The 24,089-nt window shown below is 69.2% G+C and carries 25 protein-coding genes; 6 read left to right on the forward strand and 19 right to left on the reverse strand.

The features are described from left to right. The first annotated feature begins 58 nt into the window (after window positions 1-58). Complete coding sequence (locus A5750_RS11035) at window positions 59-1,096, forward strand: PAS domain-containing protein (protein ID WP_066955626.1); 1,038 nt, start codon at window positions 59-61, stop codon at window positions 1,094-1,096. Here the strand turns inward: A5750_RS11035 and A5750_RS11040 are convergent. The 10 genes from A5750_RS11040 to ssd are packed head-to-tail and all read right to left on the reverse strand — an operon-like array spanning window position 1,093 to window position 8,367. After that, window positions 1,093-2,634, reverse strand: a complete 1,542-nt coding sequence (locus A5750_RS11040) for a radical SAM protein (RefSeq protein WP_066956010.1) — start codon at window positions 2,632-2,634, stop codon at window positions 1,093-1,095. The genes A5750_RS11035 and A5750_RS11040 overlap by 4 nt on opposite strands. 5 nt (window positions 2,635-2,639) lie before the next feature. Then, the gene (locus A5750_RS11045; RefSeq protein WP_066955629.1) at window positions 2,640-3,074 is read right to left on the reverse strand and encodes a hypothetical protein; all 435 of its coding nucleotides are present in this window, start codon (window positions 3,072-3,074) and stop codon (window positions 2,640-2,642) included. Then, window positions 3,071-3,856, reverse strand: coding sequence for a prolipoprotein diacylglyceryl transferase (locus A5750_RS11050; protein WP_066955632.1), 786 nt, complete (start codon window positions 3,854-3,856; stop codon window positions 3,071-3,073). Before A5750_RS11050 ends, A5750_RS11045 begins: the two co-directional genes overlap by 4 nt. Window positions 3,857-3,885: 29 nt before the next feature. Continuing rightward, window positions 3,886-4,176, reverse strand: a complete 291-nt coding sequence (locus tag A5750_RS25825; protein WP_369817289.1) for an Rv3654c family TadE-like protein — start codon at window positions 4,174-4,176, stop codon at window positions 3,886-3,888. A gap of 31 nt (window positions 4,177-4,207) precedes the next feature. Continuing rightward, a complete protein-coding gene (locus A5750_RS25830; protein ID WP_156659638.1) occupies window positions 4,208-4,510 on the reverse strand; it encodes a TadE family type IV pilus minor pilin in 303 nt (100 codons plus the stop codon). A gap of 23 nt (window positions 4,511-4,533) precedes the next feature. Then, window positions 4,534-4,725 (reverse strand): DUF4244 domain-containing protein, encoded by a 192-nt coding sequence (locus tag A5750_RS11065; protein WP_066955635.1) that lies wholly within the window; start codon window positions 4,723-4,725, stop codon window positions 4,534-4,536. A 27-nt stretch (window positions 4,726-4,752) separates the two neighbouring features. Next, window positions 4,753-5,349, reverse strand: a complete 597-nt coding sequence (locus A5750_RS11070; RefSeq protein WP_197505408.1) for a type II secretion system F family protein — start codon at window positions 5,347-5,349, stop codon at window positions 4,753-4,755. Next, on the reverse strand, window positions 5,346-6,149 hold the full coding sequence (locus A5750_RS11075) for a type II secretion system F family protein (protein WP_066955638.1): 804 nt from the start codon (window positions 6,147-6,149) through the stop codon (window positions 5,346-5,348). Before A5750_RS11075 ends, A5750_RS11070 begins: the two co-directional genes overlap by 4 nt. Further along, the gene (locus A5750_RS11080) at window positions 6,146-7,318 is read right to left on the reverse strand and encodes a TadA family conjugal transfer-associated ATPase (protein WP_066955641.1); all 1,173 of its coding nucleotides are present in this window, start codon (window positions 7,316-7,318) and stop codon (window positions 6,146-6,148) included. The genes A5750_RS11075 and A5750_RS11080 overlap by 4 nt, the downstream gene beginning before the upstream one ends. Beyond that, window positions 7,315-8,367, reverse strand: a complete 1,053-nt coding sequence (ssd, locus tag A5750_RS11085; protein WP_066956013.1) for a septum site-determining protein Ssd — start codon at window positions 8,365-8,367, stop codon at window positions 7,315-7,317. Before ssd ends, A5750_RS11080 begins: the two co-directional genes overlap by 4 nt. A gap of 512 nt (window positions 8,368-8,879) precedes the next feature. On the opposite strand from ssd, the gene A5750_RS11090 reads away from it, so the two are divergent. Beyond that, window positions 8,880-9,725 carry an HAD-IB family hydrolase gene (locus A5750_RS11090; protein ID WP_066955644.1) on the forward strand — a complete coding sequence of 282 codons (846 nt, stop codon included), beginning with the start codon at window positions 8,880-8,882 and terminating at the stop codon, window positions 9,723-9,725. Between the two features lie 440 nt (window positions 9,726-10,165). Here the strand turns inward: A5750_RS11090 and A5750_RS11095 are convergent, their stop codons facing one another. Genes A5750_RS11095 through A5750_RS11115 form a run of 5 tightly spaced genes read right to left on the reverse strand, consistent with a single transcriptional unit; the run spans window position 10,166 to window position 15,977 of the window. Continuing rightward, complete coding sequence (locus A5750_RS11095) at window positions 10,166-10,924, reverse strand: oxidoreductase (protein ID WP_066955647.1); 759 nt, start codon at window positions 10,922-10,924, stop codon at window positions 10,166-10,168. 22 nt (window positions 10,925-10,946) lie between these two features. Further along, window positions 10,947-12,563, reverse strand: a complete 1,617-nt coding sequence (locus A5750_RS11100) for an ABC transporter ATP-binding protein (RefSeq protein ID WP_067262884.1) — start codon at window positions 12,561-12,563, stop codon at window positions 10,947-10,949. Further along, on the reverse strand, window positions 12,560-13,423 hold the full coding sequence (locus A5750_RS11105) for an ABC transporter permease (protein WP_067262723.1): 864 nt from the start codon (window positions 13,421-13,423) through the stop codon (window positions 12,560-12,562). Before A5750_RS11105 ends, A5750_RS11100 begins: the two co-directional genes overlap by 4 nt. After that, a complete protein-coding gene (locus A5750_RS11110; protein ID WP_067262727.1) occupies window positions 13,416-14,342 on the reverse strand; it encodes an ABC transporter permease in 927 nt (308 codons plus the stop codon). Before A5750_RS11110 ends, A5750_RS11105 begins: the two co-directional genes overlap by 8 nt. 3 nt (window positions 14,343-14,345) lie before the next feature. Continuing rightward, window positions 14,346-15,977 (reverse strand): ABC transporter substrate-binding protein, encoded by a 1,632-nt coding sequence (locus A5750_RS11115; protein WP_067262731.1) that lies wholly within the window; start codon window positions 15,975-15,977, stop codon window positions 14,346-14,348. 75 nt (window positions 15,978-16,052) lie between these two features. Here A5750_RS11115 and A5750_RS11120 point away from each other — a divergent pair, with 75 nt between their 5' ends. After that, complete coding sequence (locus A5750_RS11120; RefSeq protein WP_067262735.1) at window positions 16,053-16,880, forward strand: hypothetical protein; 828 nt, start codon at window positions 16,053-16,055, stop codon at window positions 16,878-16,880. A gap of 6 nt (window positions 16,881-16,886) precedes the next feature. Here the strand turns inward: A5750_RS11120 and A5750_RS11125 are convergent, their stop codons facing one another. After that, window positions 16,887-17,429, reverse strand: a complete 543-nt coding sequence (locus A5750_RS11125; protein ID WP_197505409.1) for a DUF4232 domain-containing protein — start codon at window positions 17,427-17,429, stop codon at window positions 16,887-16,889. A gap of 115 nt (window positions 17,430-17,544) precedes the next feature. On the opposite strand from A5750_RS11125, the gene acs reads away from it, so the two are divergent. Further along, on the forward strand, window positions 17,545-19,503 hold the full coding sequence (acs, locus tag A5750_RS11130; RefSeq protein WP_066955662.1) for an acetate--CoA ligase: 1,959 nt from the start codon (window positions 17,545-17,547) through the stop codon (window positions 19,501-19,503). Between the two features lie 12 nt (window positions 19,504-19,515). Here the strand turns inward: acs and A5750_RS11135 are convergent, their stop codons facing one another. After that, window positions 19,516-20,214 (reverse strand): peptidase, encoded by a 699-nt coding sequence (locus A5750_RS11135; protein ID WP_066955665.1) that lies wholly within the window; start codon window positions 20,212-20,214, stop codon window positions 19,516-19,518. 351 nt (window positions 20,215-20,565) lie between these two features. Between A5750_RS11135 and A5750_RS11140 the strand changes: the two genes are divergently transcribed. Beyond that, the gene (locus tag A5750_RS11140) at window positions 20,566-21,093 is read left to right on the forward strand and encodes a phage holin family protein (protein WP_066955668.1); all 528 of its coding nucleotides are present in this window, start codon (window positions 20,566-20,568) and stop codon (window positions 21,091-21,093) included. Beyond that, window positions 21,094-22,047, forward strand: a complete 954-nt coding sequence (locus tag A5750_RS11145) for an alpha/beta fold hydrolase (RefSeq protein ID WP_067262739.1) — start codon at window positions 21,094-21,096, stop codon at window positions 22,045-22,047. Here the strand turns inward: A5750_RS11145 and marP are convergent. Together marP and A5750_RS11155 are read right to left on the reverse strand one after the other, a co-directional pair. After that, a complete protein-coding gene (gene marP, locus A5750_RS11150) occupies window positions 22,040-23,233 on the reverse strand; it encodes an acid resistance serine protease MarP (protein WP_156664312.1) in 1,194 nt (397 codons plus the stop codon). The genes A5750_RS11145 and marP overlap by 8 nt on opposite strands. 11 nt (window positions 23,234-23,244) lie before the next feature. Then, a complete protein-coding gene (locus tag A5750_RS11155) occupies window positions 23,245-24,069 on the reverse strand; it encodes a CoA pyrophosphatase (RefSeq protein ID WP_066955677.1) in 825 nt (274 codons plus the stop codon). Window positions 24,070-24,089 lie beyond the last annotated feature (20 nt).

A 24,089-nucleotide genomic window follows, 5' to 3' on the forward strand; every position in this document is an offset into this window, starting at 1 on the left:
ACATGGCCGGTAGGCCCGAGGTCCCAACAATGCGGGCCGTCGCCGTAAAATCGGCGGCATGGGCCACGACTGGTTGCTCGTGGAGACGCTGGGGGGTGAACCCACCGTGGTGGCGCAGGGACGCCAATTGAAAAATCTCGTCCCGATCACCACGTTCATGCGCCGCAGTCCCTATCTCTCCGCGGTTCGGACGGCGATCGCCGAGTCGGTACAGACTGGTCAGAGCTTGACCAGCATCACTCCCAAGCGCGACCGCGTCATTCGCACCGAACCGGTGGTGATGTCCGACGGCCATATCCACGGGGTGCACGTGTGGACCGGCCCCGCCGACGTCGAGCCGCCCGAGCGGCCGACCCCCGGGCCGCTGAAGTGGGACCTGACCATGGGTGTCGCCACCGACACCCGGGAGTCGTTGGCCAACAGCGGAAAAAATCCCGAAGTCGAGGTCACCTTCGGCAGGGCCTTCGCGGAAGACCTTCCCTCGCGCGAGCTCAACCCCAACGAGACCAAGGTGCTGGCCATGGCCGTGAAGGCCGAGCCCGACCAAACACTGTGCAGCACTTGGGATCTCACCGATTGGCAGGGCAACCCCATGCGGATCGGCTTCGTCGCGCGCACCGGCCTGGAGGCGGGGCCCGACGGCCGGGACCACCTGGTCGCGCGGGCGATCAATTGGCGTGCCGAACTCAAGGGCCCGGGGGTCTCGACAGACGATCTGGCGCAACGGATCCTGAGCGGGCTCGCTCAGGCCGGCGTCCACCGCGCGCTGATCGACCTGAAGAACTGGGCTTTGCTGAAATGGCTGGACGAGCCCTGCACGTTCTACGACTGGCGCGGCAGTGAGACCGGCAAGCCGAAGGTTCACCCCGACGATCAGCACTTGGTGTCCTCGATGACCGAAGAATTCGCCCACGGTGCGACCAGCCGGGTGCTGCGAATGCCCGGCCATGACAACGATTGGGTGCCGGTGCACGTCACGGTCAACAGGGTGGAACTCGAACCGGATACCTACGCCGGACTGGTCTCGCTGCGGTTGCCCTCGGAAGAGGAACTCGCCGCCGCCGGATTTTCGGGCGGCCCCGACCCGACGGCCTAACCCACGACGGGCAGCAAGCGGTCGGCGGCGACCGACAGCCGCTGGCCCCCGAGTTGCGGCCACGCCTGCACCGCGCAGAACGGCGCGCACTGATCCTGCGACGACCTCGTGCCGACGTGCACGCAGCACTGCACCAGCCGCTCTTCGATCATCGTGGACATGTCCATGAACGGTTTGACCGTGACCCGAACGACACGCTCACCCAGCATCCGCCTCAGTTGGCGTCGCCGCCCCGGCAGGGCGGCCGACGCCACGGTGAGCAACGTCGCCATGCCCAGATCGCAGTTCTCGCAGATCATGCGCCACACGTCCGACATCGCAGGATGCGACAACGAAGACTGCTCCGACAGCAACCCCATCAGGGATTCCCGTACGGCCAGCCGCAATTCCCGGGGAATGTCGGAGTCGGCGATCCGGTTGGCGATCAACCCCAGCTTGTCCTTGAGGTTGTCGTGGCCCATCAGTGCGACCAGCGAGCGCCAGTTCCCGTTGTCCTCACGAAGCAGGTACCCGACCGAGCAGCAATGGGGGTGCGAGCATGGCAGCGCGGTCAGATCCCGCCAGGTGACCAGGCCGGTCGTCTGCGGTCCCAACCGCTTCAGCACACCGGTGTGGGTGAGGCGGCTGGCCGGGTCAATGAGACCCGAACGCCCGGAACCGAATTGCGGCTGGATGCAAACACCACCGACATAGGGCGTGTCCAGCGCCAGCTTGACGATGTCGCCGATCTCGGTGTCGTTGACACCGAGTGCCGCCGTCATCACGAGCGTGGTGAAGACCTCGCGTTCGGAAAGTCGCCGCAGCGCCGACTCCTTGAGGCGCGATAGGTCGCCGCCACGGTGATAGCGGTGCGCGGCCGGCGAGAGCCCGTCGTACTGCAGGTACACCTCGGTGCGTTCCCGGTGCTCGGTGAGCAGGTCGAGCAGCTCGTCATCCTGAGCTATCCGGATACCGTTGGTGTTCAGCAGGATTCGTGTTATCGGTCGCGAGCTGAGCTCGGCGAGCAGCTCGGGCAGCTGCGGGTGCAGGCTGGGCTCGCCACCGCTGAGCATCACCACATCCAGGCGGCCGTTCTCCCGTGCGAGCCGCTGGTCGACGTTGGCCAGCACGTCACCCACCGCGACGACATTGCGGAGGTCCGGCGAGGAATCGGCGAAACACGTTGGGCAGCGCAGGTTGCAGGTCGCGGCGATGTCCTCCAGCAGGATGCAGGTGTGTTGAGTCTGCATCGGCGGCAGGCCGCGTAGATAGGCCGACGGGATCGGGTCGAAGTTGTCCGGCTCATCGGGGACATGCGCCTTGGTGGGCGCGGTCCACTCCTCGAGGTAGGCAAGGATCTCGGGGTCTTCGTCGTACAGCGTTCGAACGAGCCCGTGTCTCGGGCAGCCCCGTTCCAGCCAGACCTGCCCGTCGCCGCGCACGGCCAGCCAGCCGCTGAGCCGTGCCACGTCGCCCAGCGGACGATCGGGTTCCTCGGCGTGACACTGGGGGCAAAACGCGTTGACGTAGCGGTGGATTCGGTCGCCCCGCAGTTCCATGCCGCTCATCGGGTGATGTGATAGAGCATCGGGTTCAATCCGGTACAGATGCCGACGGTGAAGATCGAGGTGAGTGCCCAGCCGATCATCAATCCCATGCCGATTCCCCTCGCCCAGGCACTCGTCTTCACGAACAACAGCGCTCCCCCGCCTGCGAACGCGATCAGCCCGAGCATGACGGCTCCGGCCGCGAAGGCGATCTTCGGAGCGACGGCATTGGCGAGCCCGAACAGCACCAGCGGGCCGACGACGGTGTTGATTCCGGCATACAGCGCCATCCCGGCGATGGCCGCGCCGAAGATTTCGCCGCCGCTCGGCTTGCTCGGCGGCGGTTGCCAGCCGGGGTAGGGCCGGTTCATGTCATAGGGATAACCGGGTGGGGGCCAGTCCGGGGGGCGCCAGCCGTCCGGCGGAGGCGGACCCGGCGGTGGGTTCGTCATGCGGGAACCGCCTCCCGTCGCAGCAAGGTGTCGTAGTGGCCCCGCCGATACCCCAGGCGCAGCCGGATGGCGATGAGCAGGAGCGAGGGCAGGAGAAACCACTGCGGCCGGGTCAGGCCCAGCCACACGGTCTCGTTGGCCCGGACGAACTCGACCAGGAACCGGAACACCGCATACCCCGCCACGTAGAGGACGAACAGCTCACCCGGATGACTTATCCGGTTGCGCAACCACAGCAGGACCGCGAACGCGGCCAGCTGAAAGGCGATTTCGTAGAGGAACGACGGGTGCATTGCCACGCCCGCGAGGCAACCGGGACATTTCGGTGTGCCGGCCGGGGCGTGGATGCCCCACGGCAGGCCGGTCGGGCGTCCCGGCGCTTCGGTGAGGTGGCAGCCGACGCGGCCGATCGCCATGCCCAGCGCGACCGCCGGAGCGAACAAGTCACCCGTCTTGCCGGTGTAGCCGCCGATGCGCTTGGCGATCAGGACGCCGAGGTAGGCGCCGCACAGTCCGCCCAGAATGCTGCGCGACCCGAATTCCCAGGCCTGTAGCAGCGACGGGTTGAGGCGGACGTCGAGGTGCTCGGCCCAACCGGAGAGGCGCATGCCCACCGCGCCACCGACCAGGGCGCCGGTCACCGCCACCAACGATTGTTCGTTGACCGCTCCGCGCCGGCGGGCCTCGACGATGAACACGACGGCGGCGGCCAGGACGCCCAGCGCGACGAAGACACCATGCACCGGCAACACGAACGGGCCGATCCGCCACTGCGGCACCACGTCGACAGACTATTACGCACGGGCCCGCGTCAGCCGCTAACGGGCCCCGCCCGCGCGGCGGCGATCGCCGCGCCGCCGAAGACCGCCACCCGGACCCTGACGACGACGTCGAGATCGTCCACGGCACAACTGGCGTCGCCGGTTTGCATCTGGTGGGCCACCGCCGTCGCGCGGGCGCAGGCGGCTTCGGCCCCCGCCGGCAGCCGGGCCGCCGCGGCCAACGCCGCCAGATCGGCCGCCGCCTGCGCGCGATGCCGCGCCACCACCACCGAACCGAGGTACGCCCCGCCCCCCGTGACGCACAGCAGCACCGCGACCATCCAGGCCGCGACCAGGGTGGCCGAGCCCCGATCATCCCGACGGCTCCGCCATCGAGACCGCTTTGGCCGCGATGTCGAGCGCCGGCAACAACTTCGAGCGCGCGACGACGGTGGCCACCAGGAACTCGCCGTCGCGCTGCACCTCGACCCGCGCCCCGCCGGGGGCGATGCGGCGAGCCGCGCCGAGCGCCGTGCGTTCGTCGCCGCGGGCCGCGAGCCGGGCCGCCTCGCGGGCGGCGTCCACGCAGCGAATCTGCATCGACACCGCGGTGACGCCGGCCAGACACAGCACCAGCACGACGACCAGCGTGGCGACGCCCAGCGCCGCCTCCACGGTGCTGGCACCCGCACCGCCGGCTAGACCTTGGTGTTGAGCGCGCGACCGATGATGTTGGTCAGCGCCGACACGACGGAGTCGCCGGTCACGACTGTGTACAGGATCGCACCGAAGGCGGCGGCGGCGATCGTGCCGATGGCGTATTCGACCGTGGACATGCCCGACTCGTCGGACACCAGGACCGTCACGCGGGCCAGTAGCCCTCGAAACATGTTGTGCAGCAATGCTTCCCTTTCTTCTCACCACAATCCCGACTGCAAGACGTTGCCGGCGAGCCCGGCCACCACCGGAACGATCCCCAGGCACACGAAAGCCGGCAGGAAGCACAATCCGAGCGGTCCGGCGATCAGCACCCCCGCGCGCTCTGCGGTTGCGGTGGCCGCGTGCGCGGCGTCGTGACGGGCCTGGTCGGCCAGGTCGGCGACACCCTCGGCCAGCGCCGCACCCGAGGCCGCCGACCGCCGAGCCAGCCGCAGCAACGCTTCGGCCTGGGCATCAGCGGAGTTGGCCCGCGCATCCGGCGTAATCGTCCAGGCGACAACGGGATCGGCGCCCAGCGCCAACAGATCGGCCGCGCGCCGCAGCACGCGGGCCAACGTCGGCGGTGCGGACGCCGCGGCGGCCGCCGCGGCGGTGGCCACCGCCATGCCCGCTCCCAGGCACACGGCCAGCACGTCGAGGCAGGACGCCACCGCCAGCGGGTCGGGCCCGTGCGCCGGCCCGCTCCCCGGGCGCGCTCGGTGCTCGCGGACCGGCATCCGCGCCCGCGCCCGCACCAGCGACGGACCGGGGCCGATCCACGCGGCCACCGCCAGCAACACCGCCGCCGTCGTCATGACTCGAGCCGATCGGTGATGCGGTCGGCCCACAACAGGCCGCCGCACGCCAGGGCTGAACCGACCACCAAGAGCCATCCGCCCGCGTGCCCGCCCAGCAGGAAGGCCAGCGGTCGCGCCCCGATCAGTTGGCCCAGCAGCACGCCGAGCACCGGCAGGCCCGCCAGGATCACCGCGGTTGCGCGCGCACCGGCCATGTTCGATGTCACCCGCGCCGAGAACCGTTGCCGCTCAGCGATGTCGCGCTGCGCGGCGCGCATCAGGGTGGCTATCGCCAGGCCGTGATCGCTGGCCAGTTGCCAACACAGCGCGAGGCGATCCCATTGTGCGGGCAGCGCAGACGACTTCGCCGCCACGCGCAGGCCGGCCGCGACGTCGGCCCCCAACCTGGCGCGGGCGGCCACCGCCCGCAACGACTCCGCAACCGCGCCGGCGGATTCACCGGCGGCCACGCCGAATGCGCGCACCGGATGCGACCCGACCCGCAATTCGCCGACGAGCACGTCGAGTGCGCCTTCCAGCGCGTGGCCCTCGCGCTGGGCGGACCGGATGCGGTGGCGGCGGTGATAGCGCAGGCCCGCAGTCGCCGCAACGACCGCGACCGCCAGCAGCGTCGTCAACGGCACCAGCACGGCGGCCGCGCCCACGACCGCCGCGGCAAACCAGCCGGCCCCACCCGGCCCGGTGCGCGGGCGCCACCGACTGCCCGACGGCGCCGGCGCGAGACGGCGCCGCGGTGACGCCGGAAGGACGACGAGCGCGAGCGCCAACAGCAGCGCGCCCGCTATCGGGCCGTTCATGCCGGCATCCGGCTTTGCAACAGGCGATGCAGGAGGTCGGCGTCGTCGGTCAAGCCCGCCTCGGCATGCCACACCGTGACCGCGCGGACTCGTCCCGCAATCTGGCGCAGCACGGCGACTTCACCGAGCCGGCGCCGCCCGCTGCGATCCCGGGTGACATGCAACAGCACCTGCACGGCCGCGGCGAGTTGACTGTGCAGCGCCGCGCGATCGAGACCGCCCAGCGCGCCCAGCGCCTCCAGCCGGGCGGGAACTTCGGCCGGATTGTTCGCGTGGACCGTGCCGGCTCCCCCGTCGTGGCCCGTGTTCAACGCCGCCAGCAGATCAACCACCTCGGCGCCCCGCACCTCGCCGACCACGATGCGGTCGGGCCGCATCCGCAACGCTTGGCGCACGAGTTGGCGCACCGGAACCTCGCCGACGCCCTCGACGTTGGCGCACCGCGCGACCAGCTTCACCAGGTGCGGATGCCGGGGCGCCAGCTCGGCGGCGTCCTCGACGCACACGATCCGTTCGGTGGGCGCGACGGCACCGAGCATTGCCGCGAGCAAGGTCGTCTTGCCGGCGCCCGTGCCGCCGCACACCAGGAAGGCCAGCCGGGCGGCGATGATGTCGGCGACCAGGGCGGCCGCCTCGGGAGTCAAGGAGCCCGCCGCGGTCAGGGCGGCCAGGTCCTGGCTGGCCGGCCGCAACACCCGCAGCGACAGGCACGTGCCGGCGGCCGCCACGGGCGGCAGCACCGCGTGTAAGCGCACCGCGAACCCGGCGCCGATGCCGGTGAGCTGGCCGTCCACCCACGGCTGCGCGTCGTCCAGCCGCCTGCCGGCGGCCAGCGCCAGCCGCTGTGCCAGGCGCCGCACCGCCGCCTCGTCGGCGAACCGAACTTGCGTGCGGCGCAAACCATTCCCGTCGTCGACCCACACCGCATCGGGCGCGGTGACCAAGACATCGGTGGTGCCGTCCGCGCACAACAACGGTTCGAGGATGCCGGCGCCGGTCAGCTCGGTCTGCAACACCCGGAGATTGGCCAGCACCTCCGTGTCGCCCAGCATCCCGCCGGACTCGGCCCGAATCGCGGCGGCCACGGCGCTCGGCCCCACGGGAGCGCCCAGCGGGGCGGCTTCGGCGGCCAGCCGCTCACGCACCCGATCGATCAGCGAACCACTCACGCGGCCCTGCCGTTTCGTGCCGGCCCTGACGAGGCACGCGGTAATACGGCTAGCACCTCGCGGGCCGCGGCGGCGAGCGCGGATCGCCGTCCGACCCGTAGGCCGCCGCGCTCCAGCTGCTCGGCGAAGCGCGGCTCCGCCCTCATGGACGCCAGCAACGGAAGCCCGGTGATGTCGGCGATCTCGCCCGCACGCAACCCACCCGGCGACGGACCGCGCACCACCAATCCCACGTTGGGGTTGACGGTGCCCAGCACCGCAGCCAGTGCGCCGGCCGCTGCGCACGAGCGCACATCGCACCGGCTGACCACGACCACGAGGTCGGCGGCATCAAGCGCCGCCTGCACCGCATCGGTGAGGCGACGCGGAAGGTCGCAGACCACCGTGACGGGGCCGCGGCGACCGGCATCGACGATGGCTTGCACGGGCCCCGCCGCCAACTCGTATCCGCGCCGCGTGCCGGACAGGAAGCTGACTCCGCGGTGCCGCGGCAGCGCCGCACGTACGGACGGCCAGTTGAGGCGGCCGCCCTGCAGCGCCAGATCCGGCCAGCGCAGGCCCGGCACGCTCTCGGCGCCCAGCAGTAGATCGATGCCGCCGCCCCACGGGTCGAGGTCCACCAACAGCGCGTCGGTGGCGGCCTGCGTCAGGGCGACCGCCAGCGACGAAGCGCCTGCCCCGCCACACCCTCCGGTGACGGCGACGACTTCGCCGCGCGACCCGTCGTCGCGCGACGACTCGGCGGCCTCGGCGAGCGCGCCTACCAATTCGCGCTCCTGCTCGGGCAGCCGCAACACAAGCCCGGCCCCCACCGCAACGGCAGCCGCCCATGTCGCGGTCGCCGGGTCGGCCGCCGTGAGCACAATCACATGCGGGCGGCGGGGAAGCGTCGCCCGCCCGCACCTGTCGGCCGCTGCCTCGTCCAGCACCACGGCCGCGGCGGCAGACCACGTCTTGCGACTCAGGGCGCCGCCGGCGTGGACCACCCGGACACCGACGGCCGCGGCCACGCGATCCAAATCCCCGCGCAGTCCCGGGTCCGCCAGCACCGCCAAGAGGCCCGCGGAAGCCCCCACTTCGGGCGGGGAGGTGCTCGTCACGCGCCCACTCTGGCGGGTTCGCGATGTTGGACGCCAGTCCCAAATGCGGATCTGGGGATAGAGACGCGAGTGTGCACAAAGACATCGACCGGCGCTCGGTCGGCGTAAAGGAGATGGAATGTCCGCAACCAATTGAGCGGTCGCGTCGCGCGGTCCGTATGCGCGGAACCGGCCTTGAAAAGACCTGAAAAATACCCCAGAAAAGGGACGACCCCCGCCAGGGGGGGAGGAGGCGAGGGTCGTCGTGCATCAGCCCCGGGGGGTCGGGCTGATACACCCTCGGCTCAGGCCGAGTAATGCTTACTATACACATGACAAGCCGCGATAACGCAATAGCTCTTTCTATGAAAGAACACGTTGAGCCGCAAAAACACTGGCGTTACCAGTGGTCCCACTTTGCTGAGCGGCCTTTTCGGGCCCAGAATCTCGGCGCCGCCGCGCGACCGACCTATGCTGGGTCGGTGACCGTCTTCGACCCGGCCGCGGAGCAGCACACGGCGGCAACGTCCGCTTCCCGGGCCCGCACCGCGGCCTTCTTCGATCTGGACAAGACGATCATCGCCAAGTCCAGCACGCTGGCGTTCAGCAAACCGTTCTTCAACCAGGGACTGCTGAACCGCCGCGCCGTGCTCAAGTCGAGCTACGCGCAGTTCATCTATCTGCTCTCCGGTGCCGATCATGACCAGATGGACCGGATGCGCCTCCATATGACCAACATGGTCACCGGGTGGGATGTCGATCAGGTCAAGTCGATCGTCAACGAGACGCTGCACGACATAGTCACGCCGCTGGTATTCGCCGAAGCCGCGGACCTGATCGCCGCCCACAAACTGTGCGGCCGCGACGTGGTGGTGGTCTCCGCCTCCGGCGAGGAGATCGTGGCTCCGATCGCGCGGGCGCTCGGCGCCACCCACGCGATGGCAACCCGCATGGTCGTCGAGGACGGCCGGTACACCGGCGAGATAGCGTTCTACTGCTACGGCGAGGGCAAGGTGCAAGCGATCCGCGAGCTGGCCGCCCGCGAGGGCTACCCGCTGGAGCATTGCTACGCGTACTCCGACTCGATCACCGACCTGCCGATGCTCGAATCCGTCGGCCATCCCAGCGTGGTGAATCCAGACCGCGGATTGCGCCGGGAAGCCGTCGAACGTGGTTGGCCGGTGCTGTCGTTTTCGCGACCGGTATCGCTGCGCGACCGCATCCCGGCGCCGTCGGGGGCGGCGATCGCGACGACCGCGGCGGTGGGCGTCAGTGCGCTGGCCGCCGGCGCGGTCACCTATTCGCTGTTGCGCCGCTTCGCGTTCTAGCCCCGGCCAAGGAAGTCAGCAAACACATTTCGGCATGGCTTCGCAATTTTTGCAAAATTGGGCCTTGCTGCGCTAAGGGTCTAGTAGTACAAAGGAACCACGGAAGCCCGGTGAGGCCTAGGTCGATCCGGAGGAGAAGGTTCGATCTCCCGACCCGGGCGCCCAGCACGGTGCTCGGCACCCACGCGGAGTCATAGCCGCGATAATGGCAGAAGTGTTGCGGGCCTGCGTAATTGCGAAATGTGGACGGTGTCGACGGCCCTTTGGGTGGGGTTGCGACCGGAAGCATCGCAAGATCGCCGAGGCCAACCCACGCAGCCCCGAAATGCACGCATGGTAACCGAGTTCCGTGCTAGCGGGCGGCGGACCGAATACTTCGGGACGTCGCCCGCTTCGTATTGTCCGGTGGCGTTTCTGCGGCCGCCCGGCTACCGATTCAGCTATCGGTTCGACAGCGACTCGGCGATCGTCACAGCCTCCTGCGCGCCGGCCCGCATCGCCCGGCAACACAGCACCAGCCAGGCTCCCACCCCGGCCGGCGTGCCGTCCGCGAAGCCTTGTGCGGCGTCGCGATAGTCGGCCGGCTGGCGCATCCAACTCACCTCGGGCACACCCAATCCGTGTGGATCCAACCCGCTGGCAATGGTCACCAACCGCGACACCGCGCGGGCGACCACACCGTCGGCGCTGCCGAACGGCTTCAGCGTCAGCAGTTCGCCGTGCGCGACCGCGGCGACCACCGGCGCAGGCGCCTGGGTGCCGCCGCTTACCAAATCCGCCAGCAACTCCAGTCGCGGCCCGACGCCGGCATCGGCGCGGGGCCGGCCCAGCCGGTCCTCGTCCACCTGGTCAGCCGCCGCCAGCATGTGCAAGCGGGCCAGCGCCTGCAGTGGTGCCCGCCGCCAAATCCCGACCAGGGGGCCCTCTCCGCCTTCCAGCGCCTGGGCCACCCGCAGCGCCCCGCCGAACACCGGATCGCTGACGGCCCCGGCGTCCGCGAGGTCTTCCAGCCGGACTGGACCACCGTCCAGCACCGACGAGGCTCGGGCCGCCCGCAACGCCGCTTCGGCTGCGGTCACCGGCCATCCGCGCAGGTTGGCTCGGTGCCGGTGGGCGCGGCCCAGCGCGTCGCGGGCCCGGTCGCTGGCCTCGGCGACGCCCGGCAACTCCATCAACGGAGCGAGTGGATCAGCCGTCACAGGTTGCCAACCTATCCCGGCTTCAACGATCGGATGCCGGCACGTGCGGGATGGCCTCCAGCAGCCGGCGGGTGTATTCGTGCCGGGGCCGGGTGAACAGCTCGTCGGTGGCGGACTGCTCTACCACCCGACCGGCGCGCATCACCAAGACGTCGTCGGCGATCTGCCGGATCACCGCCAGGTCGTGGCTGATGAACAGGTACGTGAGGCCCAGTTCGGCCTGCAGCTCGGCCAGCAAATCCAAGATCTGGGCCTGCACCAGCACGTCGAGCGCGGAGACCGCCTCGTCGCAGACCAGCACCTCGGGCCGCAGCGCTAGCGCCCGGGCGATCGCGACTCGCTGCCGTTGGCCACCCGACAGTTCCCGAGGCAGCCGCCCCAGAACCGATGACGGCAGCGCCACCTGGTCGACGAGTTCATGCACCGCTCGCGCGCGTTCCCCGCGGTCGCCGACGCGGTGGATGCGCAGCGGTTCCTCGATGGCGCGAAACACCGTGTACATGGGATCCAGGCTGCTGTAAGGATTTTGGAAGACCGGCTGCACCCGCCGCCGGAAGGCCAATTGCTGATCCCGGCCCAGTGCGTCGTCGATGCGGGTGCCGTCGAAAACGACCGTGCCCGAGCTCGCCGGCAGGAGGCCGAGCACCATCTGCGCCAGGGTGGACTTGCCAGAACCCGACTCCCCGGCGATCGCCAGCGTGCTCGCCCGCCGCAGCCGAAACGAAACCCCGTCGACGGCACGAAATTCCGCTCGCCGCCACGGCGCGCCTTGCGACTCGCGGTAGACCTTGGTCAGCTCCGAGGCGACCAGGATGTCGTCGGACGCCCCGCGATCCGCCGGACGCTGCCGGGCCGGGCTGTGCACCGTCAGCGACGGCGCGGCGGCCACCAGCCGCCGGGTGTACTCGTGCCGCGGCTCCCGCAAGATCGACCGCGTCGCACCGGATTCCACCACGACGCCCTCGCGCATCACGACGACGGACTCGGCGCGTTCGGCGGCTAGCGCCAGGTCGTGGGTGATCAACAGCAGCGCGGTGCCGAGCTCCGCGGTGAGCTCCTGCAGGTGGTCGAGCACCTGGCGCTGGACGGTGACGTCGAGCGCGGACGTCGGCTCATCGGCGATCAGCAGCCGCGGCCGTCCCGCCAACCCGATCGCGATCAGGGCCCGTTGACACATGCCGCCGGACAGCTGATGGGGATAGCGACCCGCTTGTTTCGCCGGGTCCGCCATGCCCGCCTGCGCGAGCAGCTCCACCGCGCGCCGCCGCGTCCGCCGGTCGGAGGTGTTGGCCCGCAACGCTTCCGATACCTGGAATCCGACCTTCCAAACCGGGTTGAGGTTGGTCATCGGGTCCTGGGGTATGTAGCCGATCTGGCGCCCCCTGATGGAGCGCAGCGTCCGGCGGTCGGCCCGGGCGATGTCCGATCCGTCGAAGACGATGCGCCCGGCGGTAATTCGGCCGCCGGGGGGAAGCAGCCCGAGGATCGCCGCCGCCGTGGTGGACTTCCCCGATCCCGACTCGCCCACCACCGCGACCGTGTGGCCCCCCAAGACGGTGAAATCGACGCCGCGGACCGCAGCGTGATCGCCGAAGCCTACTTTGAGGCCCTCGACCGACAGCAGCGGCGTGTCGTTCATGGCCGCCACGCCCGCGACGCCGGATCGAGGGCGTCGCGCAATGCGTCGCCCATCATCATGAAGGCCAGCACCGTGGTCGCCAGTGCGCCGGCGGGATAGAACAGGATGGGTGAGCCCGCCCGCAACCGCGTCTGGTCGAGGTTGATGTCGCCGCCCCAGGACACCACCGACGTTGGCAGTCCGACGCCCAGGTAGGACAGCGTGGCCTCGGTGACGATGAAAACGCCCAGGGCGATGGTGGCCATCGCGATGACCGGACCAAGGGCGTTGGGCATTGCGTGGCGCACCAGAATTTGAAAGCGGCTCAGCCCCAGCGCTTTCGAGGCGAGCACGTAATCGCTGCTGCGCACTGCGAGCACCGATCCGCGCGCGATGCGGGCGATCTGCGGCCAGCCGAACAAGGCCAGGATGGCGATCACGGTCCACACCGTGCGGTGGTGCATGACCTGCATGAGCACGATGGCGGCCAGCAGCAGCGGCAGGCCGAAGAACACGTCGCTGATGCGGGAGACCACCGCGTCGATCCAGCCTCCGTAGAACCCGGCCACTGCGCCGAGCGCACCGCCGACGACGAACACGACCAGGGCAGCCCCCAACCCGACGGTGACCGAGGCCCGCGCGCCGTAGACGGTGCGGGCGTAGACGTCGTGACCCTGCAGGTCGGTGCCGAACCAGTGCGCGCTCGAGGGCGGAAGGAGGCTCTGGCCGGGGTCGGCGTAGGTGGGGTCGGCCCCGGTGAACAACGCCGGAAACATCGCGACCGCGACGATGAACAGGATCAGCAGGCCGGCCACGACGAACTTCGGGCGGCCGCGCAGCCCGCGCCACGTGTCGCGCCAAAAACCCGACCGCTCAGCCATACCGGATCCTCGGGTCCAGCGCGGCGTACAGCAGGTCCACCGCCAGATTGGTGATCAGGTAGATCAGCACCAGCACCGTGACTATCGACACCACTGTCGGCGCCTCCTGCCGGGTGACGGCCTGATACAGCACACCGCCGACGCCGTGGATGTTGAAGATGCCTTCCGTCACAATGGCTCCGCCCATCAGCGCCCCCAGGTCGGCGCCCAGGAAGGTGATCACCGGGATCAGCGAATTGCGCAGGATGTGCACCGTCACCACGCGCTGCCGGGACAACCCCTTGGCGGTGGCGGTGCGGACGTAATCGGCGTGCGCGTTGGCGGCCACCGCGGACCTGGTCAGCCGCACCACATAGGCGAACGACACCGAGCCCAGCACGATGCCGGGTAGCAGCAGACGCCCGAACGTCGAGCGCTCCCCCACGGTGACCGGTGCGATGCCCAACCGCACCCCGAAAACGAATTGGGCAAGGAACCCCAGGACGAAAATGGGGATCGCGATGATGACGAGTCCGGCGATCAGGACGGTGGAATCGAAGCCTCCCCCCGTGCGCAGTCCGGCGATCACGCCGAACCCGATGCCCAGCACCGCCTCGACGGCCAGGGCTATCAGCGCCAGCCGCACCGTCACCGGAAAGGCATGTGCGAGAACGTCACTCACCGGCAACCCGGAGTAGGACCGGCCCAAGTCGCCGTGCAGCACGCCGCCGAGGTAGCGGAGGTACTGCACCAGGAACGGATCGTCGAGGTGGTAGCGGGCCCGCAGTTGCGCGGCGACCTCGGGCGTGAGCGGGCGGTCCCCGGCGATCGCGGCCACCGGGTCACCGGGCAACAGGAAGACCATGCCGTAGATCAGCAGCGTGGCGCCGAGGAAGACGGGCACCATGACGGCGATCCGGCGCGCGATGTACCAACCCATCTGTCAAGCCTTGACGATGTTCTCGTAGTCGGGCAGACCGTTCCAGGTGAGCTTGACGCTACCGACCTGTGGCGACCATCCGACCACCGCGATGTAGTACCACAGCGGCACAGCGGGCATGTCGTGCAACAGGATTCGCTGTGCCTCGTTGACCAGCACATCCGCTTGCTGCAGATTTGGCGCGGCCTCGGCGGCGGCCAACCCGGCGTCGAATTCCCGGCTCGAGTACCCGACGTCATTGGATCCCGCCCCCGTGGCGTACAGCGGGGCCAGGAATTCGATCATCGACGGGTAGTCACCGATCCAGCCCGCGCGGAACGCGGTATCGATGGTGCGGTTGGTGATCTGGGTGCGGAAGCCCGCGAACGTGGGGTGCGGCGCGCCGACGGCGTCGATGCCCAGCACGTTCTTGATGCTGTTGGCCACCGCGTCCACCCATTCCTGATGGCCGCTGTCGGCGTTGTATGCGATCCAGTACCGCCCGCTCCAGGGCGAAATCGCGTTGGCCTGCGCCCAAAGTTGGCGTGCCCGTTCGGGGTTGAAGTCCAATGCGGCGCTGCCCGGGATGTTCCGATCGAAGCCGGGCAACGAGCTGGCGGTGAAATCGCGGGCCGGGCTGCGGGTGCCGTTGAAGATCTGCTGGCAGATCTGCGGCCGGTTGATGGCCGCCGACAGCGCCAGGCGGCGCAGTCGGCCTTCTGCGCCGCCGAAGTGCGGCAACCGCAATGGCGTGTCGAGCGATTGGCTGACCGCGACGGGCCCACTCGCGGCGTTGCCGCCGAGGTCACGCTGGTAGATCGTCAGCGCGCTGGACGGAATCGTGTCCAGCACATCCAGATTGCCGGACAGCAGATCGGCGTAGGCGGTGTCCAGGTTGGCGTAGAACTCGAACCTCAGACCTTTGTTATGGGGTTTGCGATTGCCGTGGTAGTCGGGGTTGGGTTTCAAGTCGATCTTGACGTTGTGTTCCCAGGCCGGCCCGTCGGGACCGTTCGCCAACTCGTACGGCCCGTTGCCGACCGGGTTGCGGCCGAACGCGGCCATGTCCCGAAAAGCCTTGTCCGGTAACGGGTAGAACGCATTGTGTCCAAGCCGCAACGTGAAGTCGACGGTCGGCGCCTTGAGCCGCACATCGAACTCGAGATCGTTGACCACTTGCAGCCCGGACATGGTGGTCCGGGTCGGCTTTCCGCCACCGGTCAGGCCGGCGACCTCGTCGTACCCGACGATCGGGCTGAAGAAGCTTTGTTGCAGTTGGGCATTGGTACTCAGCGCCCCGTAGTTCCACGCGTCGACGAACGAATGGGCCGTCACCGGTGAGCCGTCGGTGAACTTCCAGCCGGGCTTGAGGATGATTCGGTAGTCGATGTTGTCGGTTGTCTCTACCGACTGCGCCACCTCCGGCGACGGCTTGCCCGCGGAGTCGTAGGACACCAAACCGGCGAACAGCCGATCCAGGATCCGCCCGCCGAGGCTGTCGTTCGTGCCGGTCGGAATCAGCGGGTTCGGCGGTTCACCGCCGTTCACCACCACCGACTCAGGGGTCAACGCGCCGCCGCCGCACGCGGCCAGCGACGCGACCGCCAGGAAGCCGGCGGCCGCCATCCCGGCGGAAAGGGCCCGCATGCGACGCATGACACCCGACCCTAGGGCCTGCCACCCGCGGCCGGTGAAGTGCCCGCGCCCACTTCATCAACCTAGAATCCCGTCGTGACCGTCGCGTATCTGGCCTCGGACGAATCGGCTGAGCTAGCCGGCCGATTGATCTTCGCGGTCGGCCTTCCCGCAGTCGGCTTGGTCTGTCTGATCATTGGCCTTCTAGAGCGCTCGCGCAGGCGTCGGCAGTCCCCGCCGCCGTACCACCCCGGCTACCCGTATCGGCCGCCGCCTCCGGCCATCGAGTATCCGGGCCCGTATCCCGCTCCACCGCCCTATCCCGGTTACCCTCCCGCGGTACCGCCACCGCGGCCGGCGAGCAAGTCGGCCATCGCGCTGATCACCATCGGTATCGTGCTGTTGACGTTGGGCGGGCTGAACGTCCTCGTCCACGTTGCGCGCGCCGTGTCGCGCGACGATCGTGGCTCGCACACGACCGCCCAGCCAACCCCATCGGCCAGAGCCGCGATGCCCGAAATCGGTCAGTGCTTCACCGAATTCGAGGTCCAAATGGGTTCGCTCAACCAACCGACCGACTGCGGTGATCCTGTGGCGACCTATGAGCTCGCCTCCATAGGCGGGCCGACGGCGACGTGCCCCGACAACAAGCGCGGCGGCTCTGTTTACGCGCGCCTCACCAACGAATCCCACACGCTGTGTTTTGTCCCGAACCTCAAACAAGGACTCTGCTACCTGAGGACGGGCCAGCGTGAGACGACGACGTTGACACCGGCCGATTGCGGTGAAGCACGCTACGCAAGATTAAGGGTCGACAAGCGCATCGACGGCAGCGCCGACGAAACGCAGTGTCCGCCGGGGACAAAGGCCAACGCGTATCCCACGCCGCCGCGGGTCTACTGCTTGGTGCAAGCCGAGTCGTGACGTCGATCAGACGGGCGTTACCGGATGCACCTGCAACGCGCAGGCATCGATGGCGGCCGGCACAGTCAGCACCACGGTCGTGTCCGGCGGGTTGACCAGCAGCTCGGTATAGGTGGGGCAGGGCTCGCCGTTGACGTCGATGGCGGTGCCCTCAACGATGGCCTGCGCCTGGGTGGACAGGGACAGGATGACGGTGGGCGGCACCTCGGCGCCCCCCGGCAGGCCCCCCATGTAGCCGCGCAGCGTGGGCTGGGCGTGTATGGGCGGCCCGCCCGCGCCCGAGTCGACCCCGGGGTACCCGGTCAGCGTGCAGGGCTCCGCGCCCCCGGCGAGGCTGAACACCAGGGTCGCCGCGCGGTGGCCGACCGCGGCCTGCGTCGACGAGGCGGTGACCGCGATCTGGTCCGACCAGCATGGGGTGGGCGCGTCGGCGGTGTCGGTCGGCATGGCCCACGCCGGGGATCCCAGCATGGCGGTGGCCGCGTAACCCGTTGCGGCCGCGGCGAAGCTGGGAGCTAGTCGGCGGTTGCGCCGCCCGTGACCGGGCACACCGGTGATTATCCGCTACGGGGCCGGCTTTGACCTTCGATTTGCAGCTTCGCTTTTCACCTTGTGGGGCTAGGCTCTCTGACGATTGACGAGCCTCGACACCAGGAGGAAGCCAGTGACCGCCACAGACGCCGTAGGCCCGTCGTCGTATCCGCCGCCGCCGGCGTTCGCCGAACAGGCCAACGCGGGTGAGGAGCTCTACCGCGAGGCCGACGAGGACCGGCTGGCCTTCTGGGCCAAGCAGGCCAATCGGCTCTCCTGGTCGACGCCGTTCACCGAGGTGCTCGACTGGTCGCAGGCGCCCTTCGCCAAGTGGTTCGCCGACGGCAAGCTCAACGTCGCCTACAACTGCGTGGACCGTCACGTGGAGGCCGGCCACGGCGACCGCGTGGCCATCCACTGGGAGGGCGAGCCCGGCGACAGCCGCAGCCTGACCTACGCCGACCTGCAGGCACAGGTGTGCAAGGCGGCCAACGCGCTGACCGGCCTGGGCCTGGTCGCCGGTGATCGGGTCGCGATCTACATGCCGCTGATTCCCGAGGCGGTGATCGCGATGCTGGCCTGCGCCCGGCTCGGCGTCATGCACAGCGTCGTGTTCGCCGGTTTCACCGCAAAGGCGCTGCGGGCCCGGATCGCCGACGCGCAGGCCAAGGTGCTGATCACCAGCGACGGGCAGTTCCGCCGCGGCAAACCGGCACCGCTGAAGGACGCGGCCGACGAGGCGGTCGCGTCGGGCACAGACGGTGACAGTCCCGTCGAGCGCGTTCTGGTGGTGCGGCGCACCGGGATCGACGTGTCGTGGAACGACGATCGGGACCTGTGGTGGCACGACGCCGTCGACGCCGCGTCGCCCGATCACACGCCGGAGCCCTTCGATGCCGAGCAGCCGTTGTTCCTGCTGTACACCTCCGGCACCACCGGAAAGCCCAAAGGCATCGTGCACACCAGCGGCGGCTACCTGGCCCAGACCTCCTACACGCACTACTACGTCTTCGATCTCAAGCCAGAGACGGACGTGTTCTGGTGCACCGCCGACATCGGCTGGGTAACCGGGCACACCTACGGTGTCTACGGCCCGCTTTCCAACGGCGCCACCGAGGTTCTCTACGAGGGCACGCCCGACTCACCCACCCAGCACCGCCATTTCGAGATCATCGAAAAGTACGGTGTGACAATCTATTACACCGCACCGACGCTGATCCGGACGTTCATGAAGTGGGGTCGCGAGATCCCTGACGCCCATGACCTGTCCAGCCTGCGGCTGCTGGGCACGGTGGGCGAGCCGATCAACCCCGAGGCGTGGCGCTGGTACCGCAAAGTGATCGGCGCCGAGCGCCTTCCGATCGTGGACACCTGGTGGCAGACCGAGACGGGCGCGGCGATGATCTCCCCGCTGCCCGGGGTGGCCGCGGCCAAACCGGGCTCGGCGATGCGGCCGCTGCCGGGCATTTCGGCGAAGATCGTCGACGACCACGGCGTCGAGCTGGTGCCGGGCATCCACAAGGGCGAGCACGTCACCGGCTACCTGGTCCTGGATCAACCGTGGCCGTCCATGCTGCGCGGCATCTGGGGTGATCCCGACCGATACGTCGAGACGTACTGGTCCCGGTTCGCCGAGCAGGGCTGGTACTTCGCGGGCGACAGCGCCTATTACGACCGCGACGGCGCCATCTGGGTGGTGGGCCGCATCGACGACGTGATGAACGTTTCGGGGCATCGGCTCTCGAGCGCCGAACTGGAGTCGGCGCTGGTCGGTCACCACGGGGTGGCCGAGGCCGCGGTGGTCGCGAAGACCGACGAGACCACGGGCCAAGCCGTCTGCGCGTTCGTCGTCTTGTGCGCCGAGTACGAGGTGCACGACGGGGTCGTCGACGAACTGCGCGCCGAGGTGGCCCGGGAGATCTCCCCCATCGCCAAGCCACGTGAGATTCACGTGGTGCCAGAGCTGCCCAAGACCCGCAGCGGCAAGATCATGCGCAGGCTACTGCGCGACATCGCCGAAAACCGCGAGCTGGGTGACACATCGACGCTGCTCGACGCCAGCGTCTTCGACGCGATCCAAGCCGCCAAGTAGCACTCAGGCCGGCTAGGCCGGTAGCGGCGTGAACCCGGCACCGGGCCGGTGCTTGGCATTGATGTCGGCCAGGACCGCGTTGAACGACTGGACGACCGCAGGCGTGTGCAGCGGAATGTACTTGATGACGCAGGTCGGCAGGTTGTCGCTGAACGCCCCGTGGATCATGCCGACCAGCAGGTTGTTCACGGTCACCGGCGCCCCGGAGTCCCCCGGCTGGCCACAGACCTGCATGACGATGGTCCCCGGGTCCTGGCCCGGTCCCCAGGTGACCCCGCACGAGTTTCCGGTGGTTCGGCCCTGCTTGCAGGCGATCTCACCGAAGGCCGGATCCGGGCCGAGGCCATTGATCGCGAAGCCGTTGTAGTTGGCCGTCGGCGTCACCTTGGCGGGATCGAATTTGATGACGGCGTAGTCGAGGTTGTCGTTGCCGGCCACCATGGTGCCCAGCACGCCGGCGTTCTCGGCGCCCTCGGCGGCCACCTGCGCGCCCGGACCACCGCAGTGCGCGGAGGTGAAACCGATCAGCTCACCGGCGGCATCGCCCCCGATGGTCGTCAGGGTGCACATCGTGTCCCCGTTGATCACGATGCCGGCGCCACCGCCCATCGGGATCCGGACATCGGCGGCCGCGGCGCGAGCGGGGCAGCCCACCAGGACCAGGAGCACCGCCGCGATTGCCGCCGCGAAGCACCGGTGCGCCGTCTGCACAGCACCACTCCCATCGACAGGCCGGACCCGGACCGGCGTGACCATTCTAGTCGGCCGGGCGTCCCGTTCGCCGTGCCCAGCGCGGCCGAAGGCCCGCACCGACCGCTCCCGTTGTGCCCGTTGCGCATCTGAGCGGAATGAAACCCCACGGCACGGCGGCTCGCTGACCCCATAGAGGTTTGGAAACTGTCCGCGTGGGCATCTGGTTGAACGCCCTCGCGACGCCGCCGGTCGACCTCCGACAGGCGCCGGGCCGGCCGCCGCCTTCGGCTGGCCTCGTCTGGCATCACGCCGCATGGCAACATGAACCGCGACGACAGCGCCGGGCAGTGACGAAAGAGGGGACCGTCTGTGAGCAAACCCGATGGCAAGAACGGTGTGCCCAGCACCCTGACCACGATCCCCCTGACCGACCCGCACGCCCGGCCCGCCGAGCCCTCGATCGGTGACCTGATCAAGGACGCCACCACGCAGGTCTCCACGCTGGTGCGCGCCGAGGTCGAATTGGCGCGGGCGGAGATCACCCGGGACGTGAAAAAGGGCTTGACCGGCAGCGTCTTCTTCATCGCCGCGCTGGTGGTGCTGTTCTACTCCACGTTCTTTTTCTTCTTCTTCGTCGCCGAACTGCTCGACACCTGGCTCTGGCGCTGGGTGGCGTTCCTGATCGTGTTCGCGGTCCAGGTGGTGGTCGGGGCGCTGCTGGCCCTGCTGGGCTTCCTCAAGGTGCGCCGGATCCGGGGACCGCGGGAGACGATCGAATCGGTCAAGGAGACGCGCACCGCGCTCACCCCGGGCCACGACAAGGCGCAGGGCGCCCCCAAGCAGCTCGCCGACCGTGGCAGGCACGAAAAGCCCGAAACCGATCCATCGGGTTGGTAAATGGCACCGCCGGATCCGTCGGTAACCCGCATCGACGGGCCGTGGCGCCATTTCGACGTGCACGCCAACGGCATCCGGTTCCACGTGGTCGAGGCCCTACCCACCGGCGCTGACACGACCGCACCGCCCACGGCCGGGCCGCTGGTGATGCTGCTGCACGGTTTCGGTTCGTTCTGGTGGTCGTGGCGTCATCAATTGCGGGGACTGACCGGGGCGCGGGTGGTAGCAGTCGACCTGCGCGGCTACGGCGGCAGCGATAAGCCGCCCCGCGGCTACGACGGCTGGACGCTGGCCGGCGACACGGCCGGCCTCATTCGGGCGCTGGGACACTCGTCGGCGATGCTCGTCGGTCACGCCGACGGCGGGCTGGCCTGCTGGGCCACCGCGCTGCTGCACGCGCGATTGGTGTCGGCCATCGCGCTGATCAGCTCGCCGCACCCGGCGGCGCTGCGCCGGTCCACGCTGACCCGGCGCGACCAGGGGTATGCACTGCTGCCGACGTTACTGCGCTATCAAGTGCCGATCTGGCCGGAGCGCCTGCTGACCCGCGACAACGCGGCGGAGATCGAGCGCCTGGTCCGCAGCCGTAGCTGCCCCAAATGGGTTGCCTCCGAGGACTTTTCCGAATCCATCGGTTACCTGCGGATGGCCATCCAGATTCCGTCGGCGGCGCACTGCGCTCTGGAGTACCAGCGCTGGGCGGTGCGCAGTCAGCTGCGTGACGAAGGCCGCCGCTTCATGAAATCGATGGGCCGGCAACTCAGCGTGCCGCTGCTGCACCTGCGCGGCGACGCCGATCCCTACGTGCTGGCCGACCCGGTCAACCGCACGCGGCGCTATGCTCCGCAGGGGCGTTACGTATCCATCGACGGTGCAGGGCATTTCAGCCACGAAGAGGTGCCTGAGGAAATCAACAGACACTTGATGAAATTCATCGACTACGTGGTCAGCTGACGCAGGCCCCGGTGGTCACCTGCTGAGTGTCACCGATTTTGGCGAGCTGACTGGCCACCTCGTCGGCCGTCAACACGAAGCCGGTGTCGGGATCGTCGACGGCCGCGCCGAACACCACGCCGAGCACCTGACCGCTGAGGTCGATCAACGGCCCACCCGAATTGCCTTGTTCCACATTGGCTCTGATGGTGTAGACGTCGCGGGTTACCGGCGCGGGGTCGCGGTAGATGTCGGGTCCGCTGAGCTTGATGACCTCGCGGATGCGGGCCGGGGTCGCGGTGAAGTTACCGCCGCCCGGATACCCCAGCACCACAACGCTTGTGCCCGTTTTCGCCTCGGCCGACGCGAAGGCCAGCGGCTGCGGCGGCAGGTTGGGGACGGCAAGGATAGCGATGTCGACCGACGGATCGTAGGAAACCACGGTGGCGTCCAGGGGACTGCCGCTGGCGTAGATCTGCACGCTGTTGGAACCGGCCACCACGTGCGCGTTGGTCATCACACGGTCGGGAGCGATCACAAATCCGCTGCCCTCCAACACTTTCTGACAGCTCGGCGCCAGGCTGCGAACCTTGACGACGCTGGCCGCGGTGGCCTGCACCACCGGATTGCTGGCCAGCGCGGGATCGGGCGAGGCGACCGGAATCACCGGAGTCCGGCTGAACGGCTCCAGCACCGCCGGCAGGCCGGAGGTGTTCAGCAATGCCGACAACCGCTTGGGCACCGTCTTCAGCCACGGCGGGGCGACCTCGTTGACCTGGGCCAGCACCCGCGAGCCGCGGACCGCGGCGGCCAGCTCGGGCTGGTCCTTGGACTGGGTCAGCGGCGTCGCCAACAACCACGCCGCGGTCAACACCACCACGAGCTGGACGCCCACCCCGATGAACGAGTCGACCGTCCGGATCGTGCGGCTGCGGATCGCGCCGCGAACCGCCCGCCCCAGCACCACTCCCGCGACCTCGCCGACGACGACCAGCGCCAGGATCAGGAAGAGGGCGGCGAACAACTTGGCCCGCGGCGCGGCGATGTGGCTGACGAGGTGGGGCGCCAGCAGCACGCCCGCGATCGCGCCCAGCAACACACCCACGAACGAGAACAGCGACCCCACCGCGCCGGAACGCCAGCCCGATACGGCCGCGATGAAGGCGACCGACAGCACGGCCACGTCAAGCCACTGTGACGGGGTCATCGAGTTCATGTTCATCGGGTGGGGCCGCCCTGCTCGCCGACCAGCGCCATCGCCGCGTCCAGCTCGCGGACGTCGGTGATGTCCCAGGGCTGGGCCCAGCCGGCGACGTCGAGCATCGCACAGATCACCTGGCCAGTGAATCCCCAGACCAGCATCTCGTTCAGCAGAAACGCCGGGCCGGCCCACCGGCGGCCGAGGTCACCCCGGTAGACCATCAGCCGGTTGGCCGGGTTTATGAAGGCGCGCAACGGAACTCGCGCCACGATCGCGGTTTCGGCCTCGTTGACGACGGCCACCGGCCCGGGATCCGGTGAGTAGGCCAGCACCGGGACGACGTGAAACCGCGACGGCGCAATGAACGTGCGCTCCATGGTGACCAAGGGACGCAACCGCGAAACGTCGATCCCGGTTTCCTCCTGGGCTTCGCGCAAGGCGGTGGTGACCGGGCCGTCATCGGTGGGATCGGAGGCGCCGCCGGGAAACGCCGCCTGGCCGGCGTGGTGGCGCAAGGTCGAGGCCCGCACGGTGACCAGGAGGTCGGCGTCGTCGGGGACTCCGCCGTCGGCCGGCGCGGTCTCCGGGCCCGAGAACAGCACCAAGACTGCGGCTTCGCGACCGCTGCCGCGCATCGCCGACAAAGACGACGCGGCCTTGCCGGTGATCATCGCCAGCACGTCGGCCGGCAGCCGGCGCCGGTACGCGTCCGGCATCCGCTCGACGTTGTCGACCAGGGGGCGCAGCCACGGCGGGGAGGCGTCGGGGCTCAGCGCCACCGTCCCGCGCGCGTGGGTGCGGTTACCACCTCCCGCGGGCGGGGGGGTACCCCCAACACTCACGGGGCGCTCCAGTCGGTCCA

Origin of the sequence: Mycobacterium sp. 852002-51613_SCH5001154, assembly GCF_001667425.1 — a bacterium.
Taxonomy (GTDB): Bacteria; Actinomycetota; Actinomycetes; order Mycobacteriales; family Mycobacteriaceae; genus Mycobacterium.

What these genes read in the sequence shown, in the direction of transcription:
- A5750_RS11035 (WP_066955626.1), top strand. Translation starts at nt 59, where the DNA reads ATGGGCCACGACTGGTTGCTCGTGGAGACGCTGGGGGGTGAACCCACC.
- A5750_RS11040 (WP_066956010.1), bottom strand. Translation starts at nt 2,634, where the DNA reads ATGGAACTGCGGGGCGACCGAATCCACCGCTACGTCAACGCGTTTTGC.
- A5750_RS11045 (WP_066955629.1), bottom strand. Translation starts at nt 3,074, where the DNA reads ATGACGAACCCACCGCCGGGTCCGCCTCCGCCGGACGGCTGGCGCCCC.
- A5750_RS25825 (WP_369817289.1), bottom strand. Translation starts at nt 4,176, where the DNA reads ATGGTCGCGGTGCTGCTGTGCGTCACGGGGGGCGGGGCGTACCTCGGT.
- A5750_RS11065 (WP_066955635.1), bottom strand. Translation starts at nt 4,725, where the DNA reads ATGTTTCGAGGGCTACTGGCCCGCGTGACGGTCCTGGTGTCCGACGAG.
- A5750_RS11070 (WP_197505408.1), bottom strand. Translation starts at nt 5,349, where the DNA reads ATGACGACGGCGGCGGTGTTGCTGGCGGTGGCCGCGTGGATCGGCCCC.
- A5750_RS11075 (WP_066955638.1), bottom strand. Translation starts at nt 6,149, where the DNA reads ATGAACGGCCCGATAGCGGGCGCGCTGCTGTTGGCGCTCGCGCTCGTC.
- A5750_RS11100 (WP_067262884.1), bottom strand. Translation starts at nt 12,563, where the DNA reads ATGAACGACACGCCGCTGCTGTCGGTCGAGGGCCTCAAAGTAGGCTTC.
- A5750_RS11105 (WP_067262723.1), bottom strand. Translation starts at nt 13,423, where the DNA reads ATGGCTGAGCGGTCGGGTTTTTGGCGCGACACGTGGCGCGGGCTGCGC.
- A5750_RS11110 (WP_067262727.1), bottom strand. Translation starts at nt 14,342, where the DNA reads ATGGGTTGGTACATCGCGCGCCGGATCGCCGTCATGGTGCCCGTCTTC.
- A5750_RS11115 (WP_067262731.1), bottom strand. Translation starts at nt 15,977, where the DNA reads ATGCGTCGCATGCGGGCCCTTTCCGCCGGGATGGCGGCCGCCGGCTTC.
- A5750_RS11145 (WP_067262739.1), top strand. Translation starts at nt 21,094, where the DNA reads ATGGCACCGCCGGATCCGTCGGTAACCCGCATCGACGGGCCGTGGCGC.
- marP (WP_156664312.1), bottom strand. Translation starts at nt 23,233, where the DNA reads ATGACCCCGTCACAGTGGCTTGACGTGGCCGTGCTGTCGGTCGCCTTC.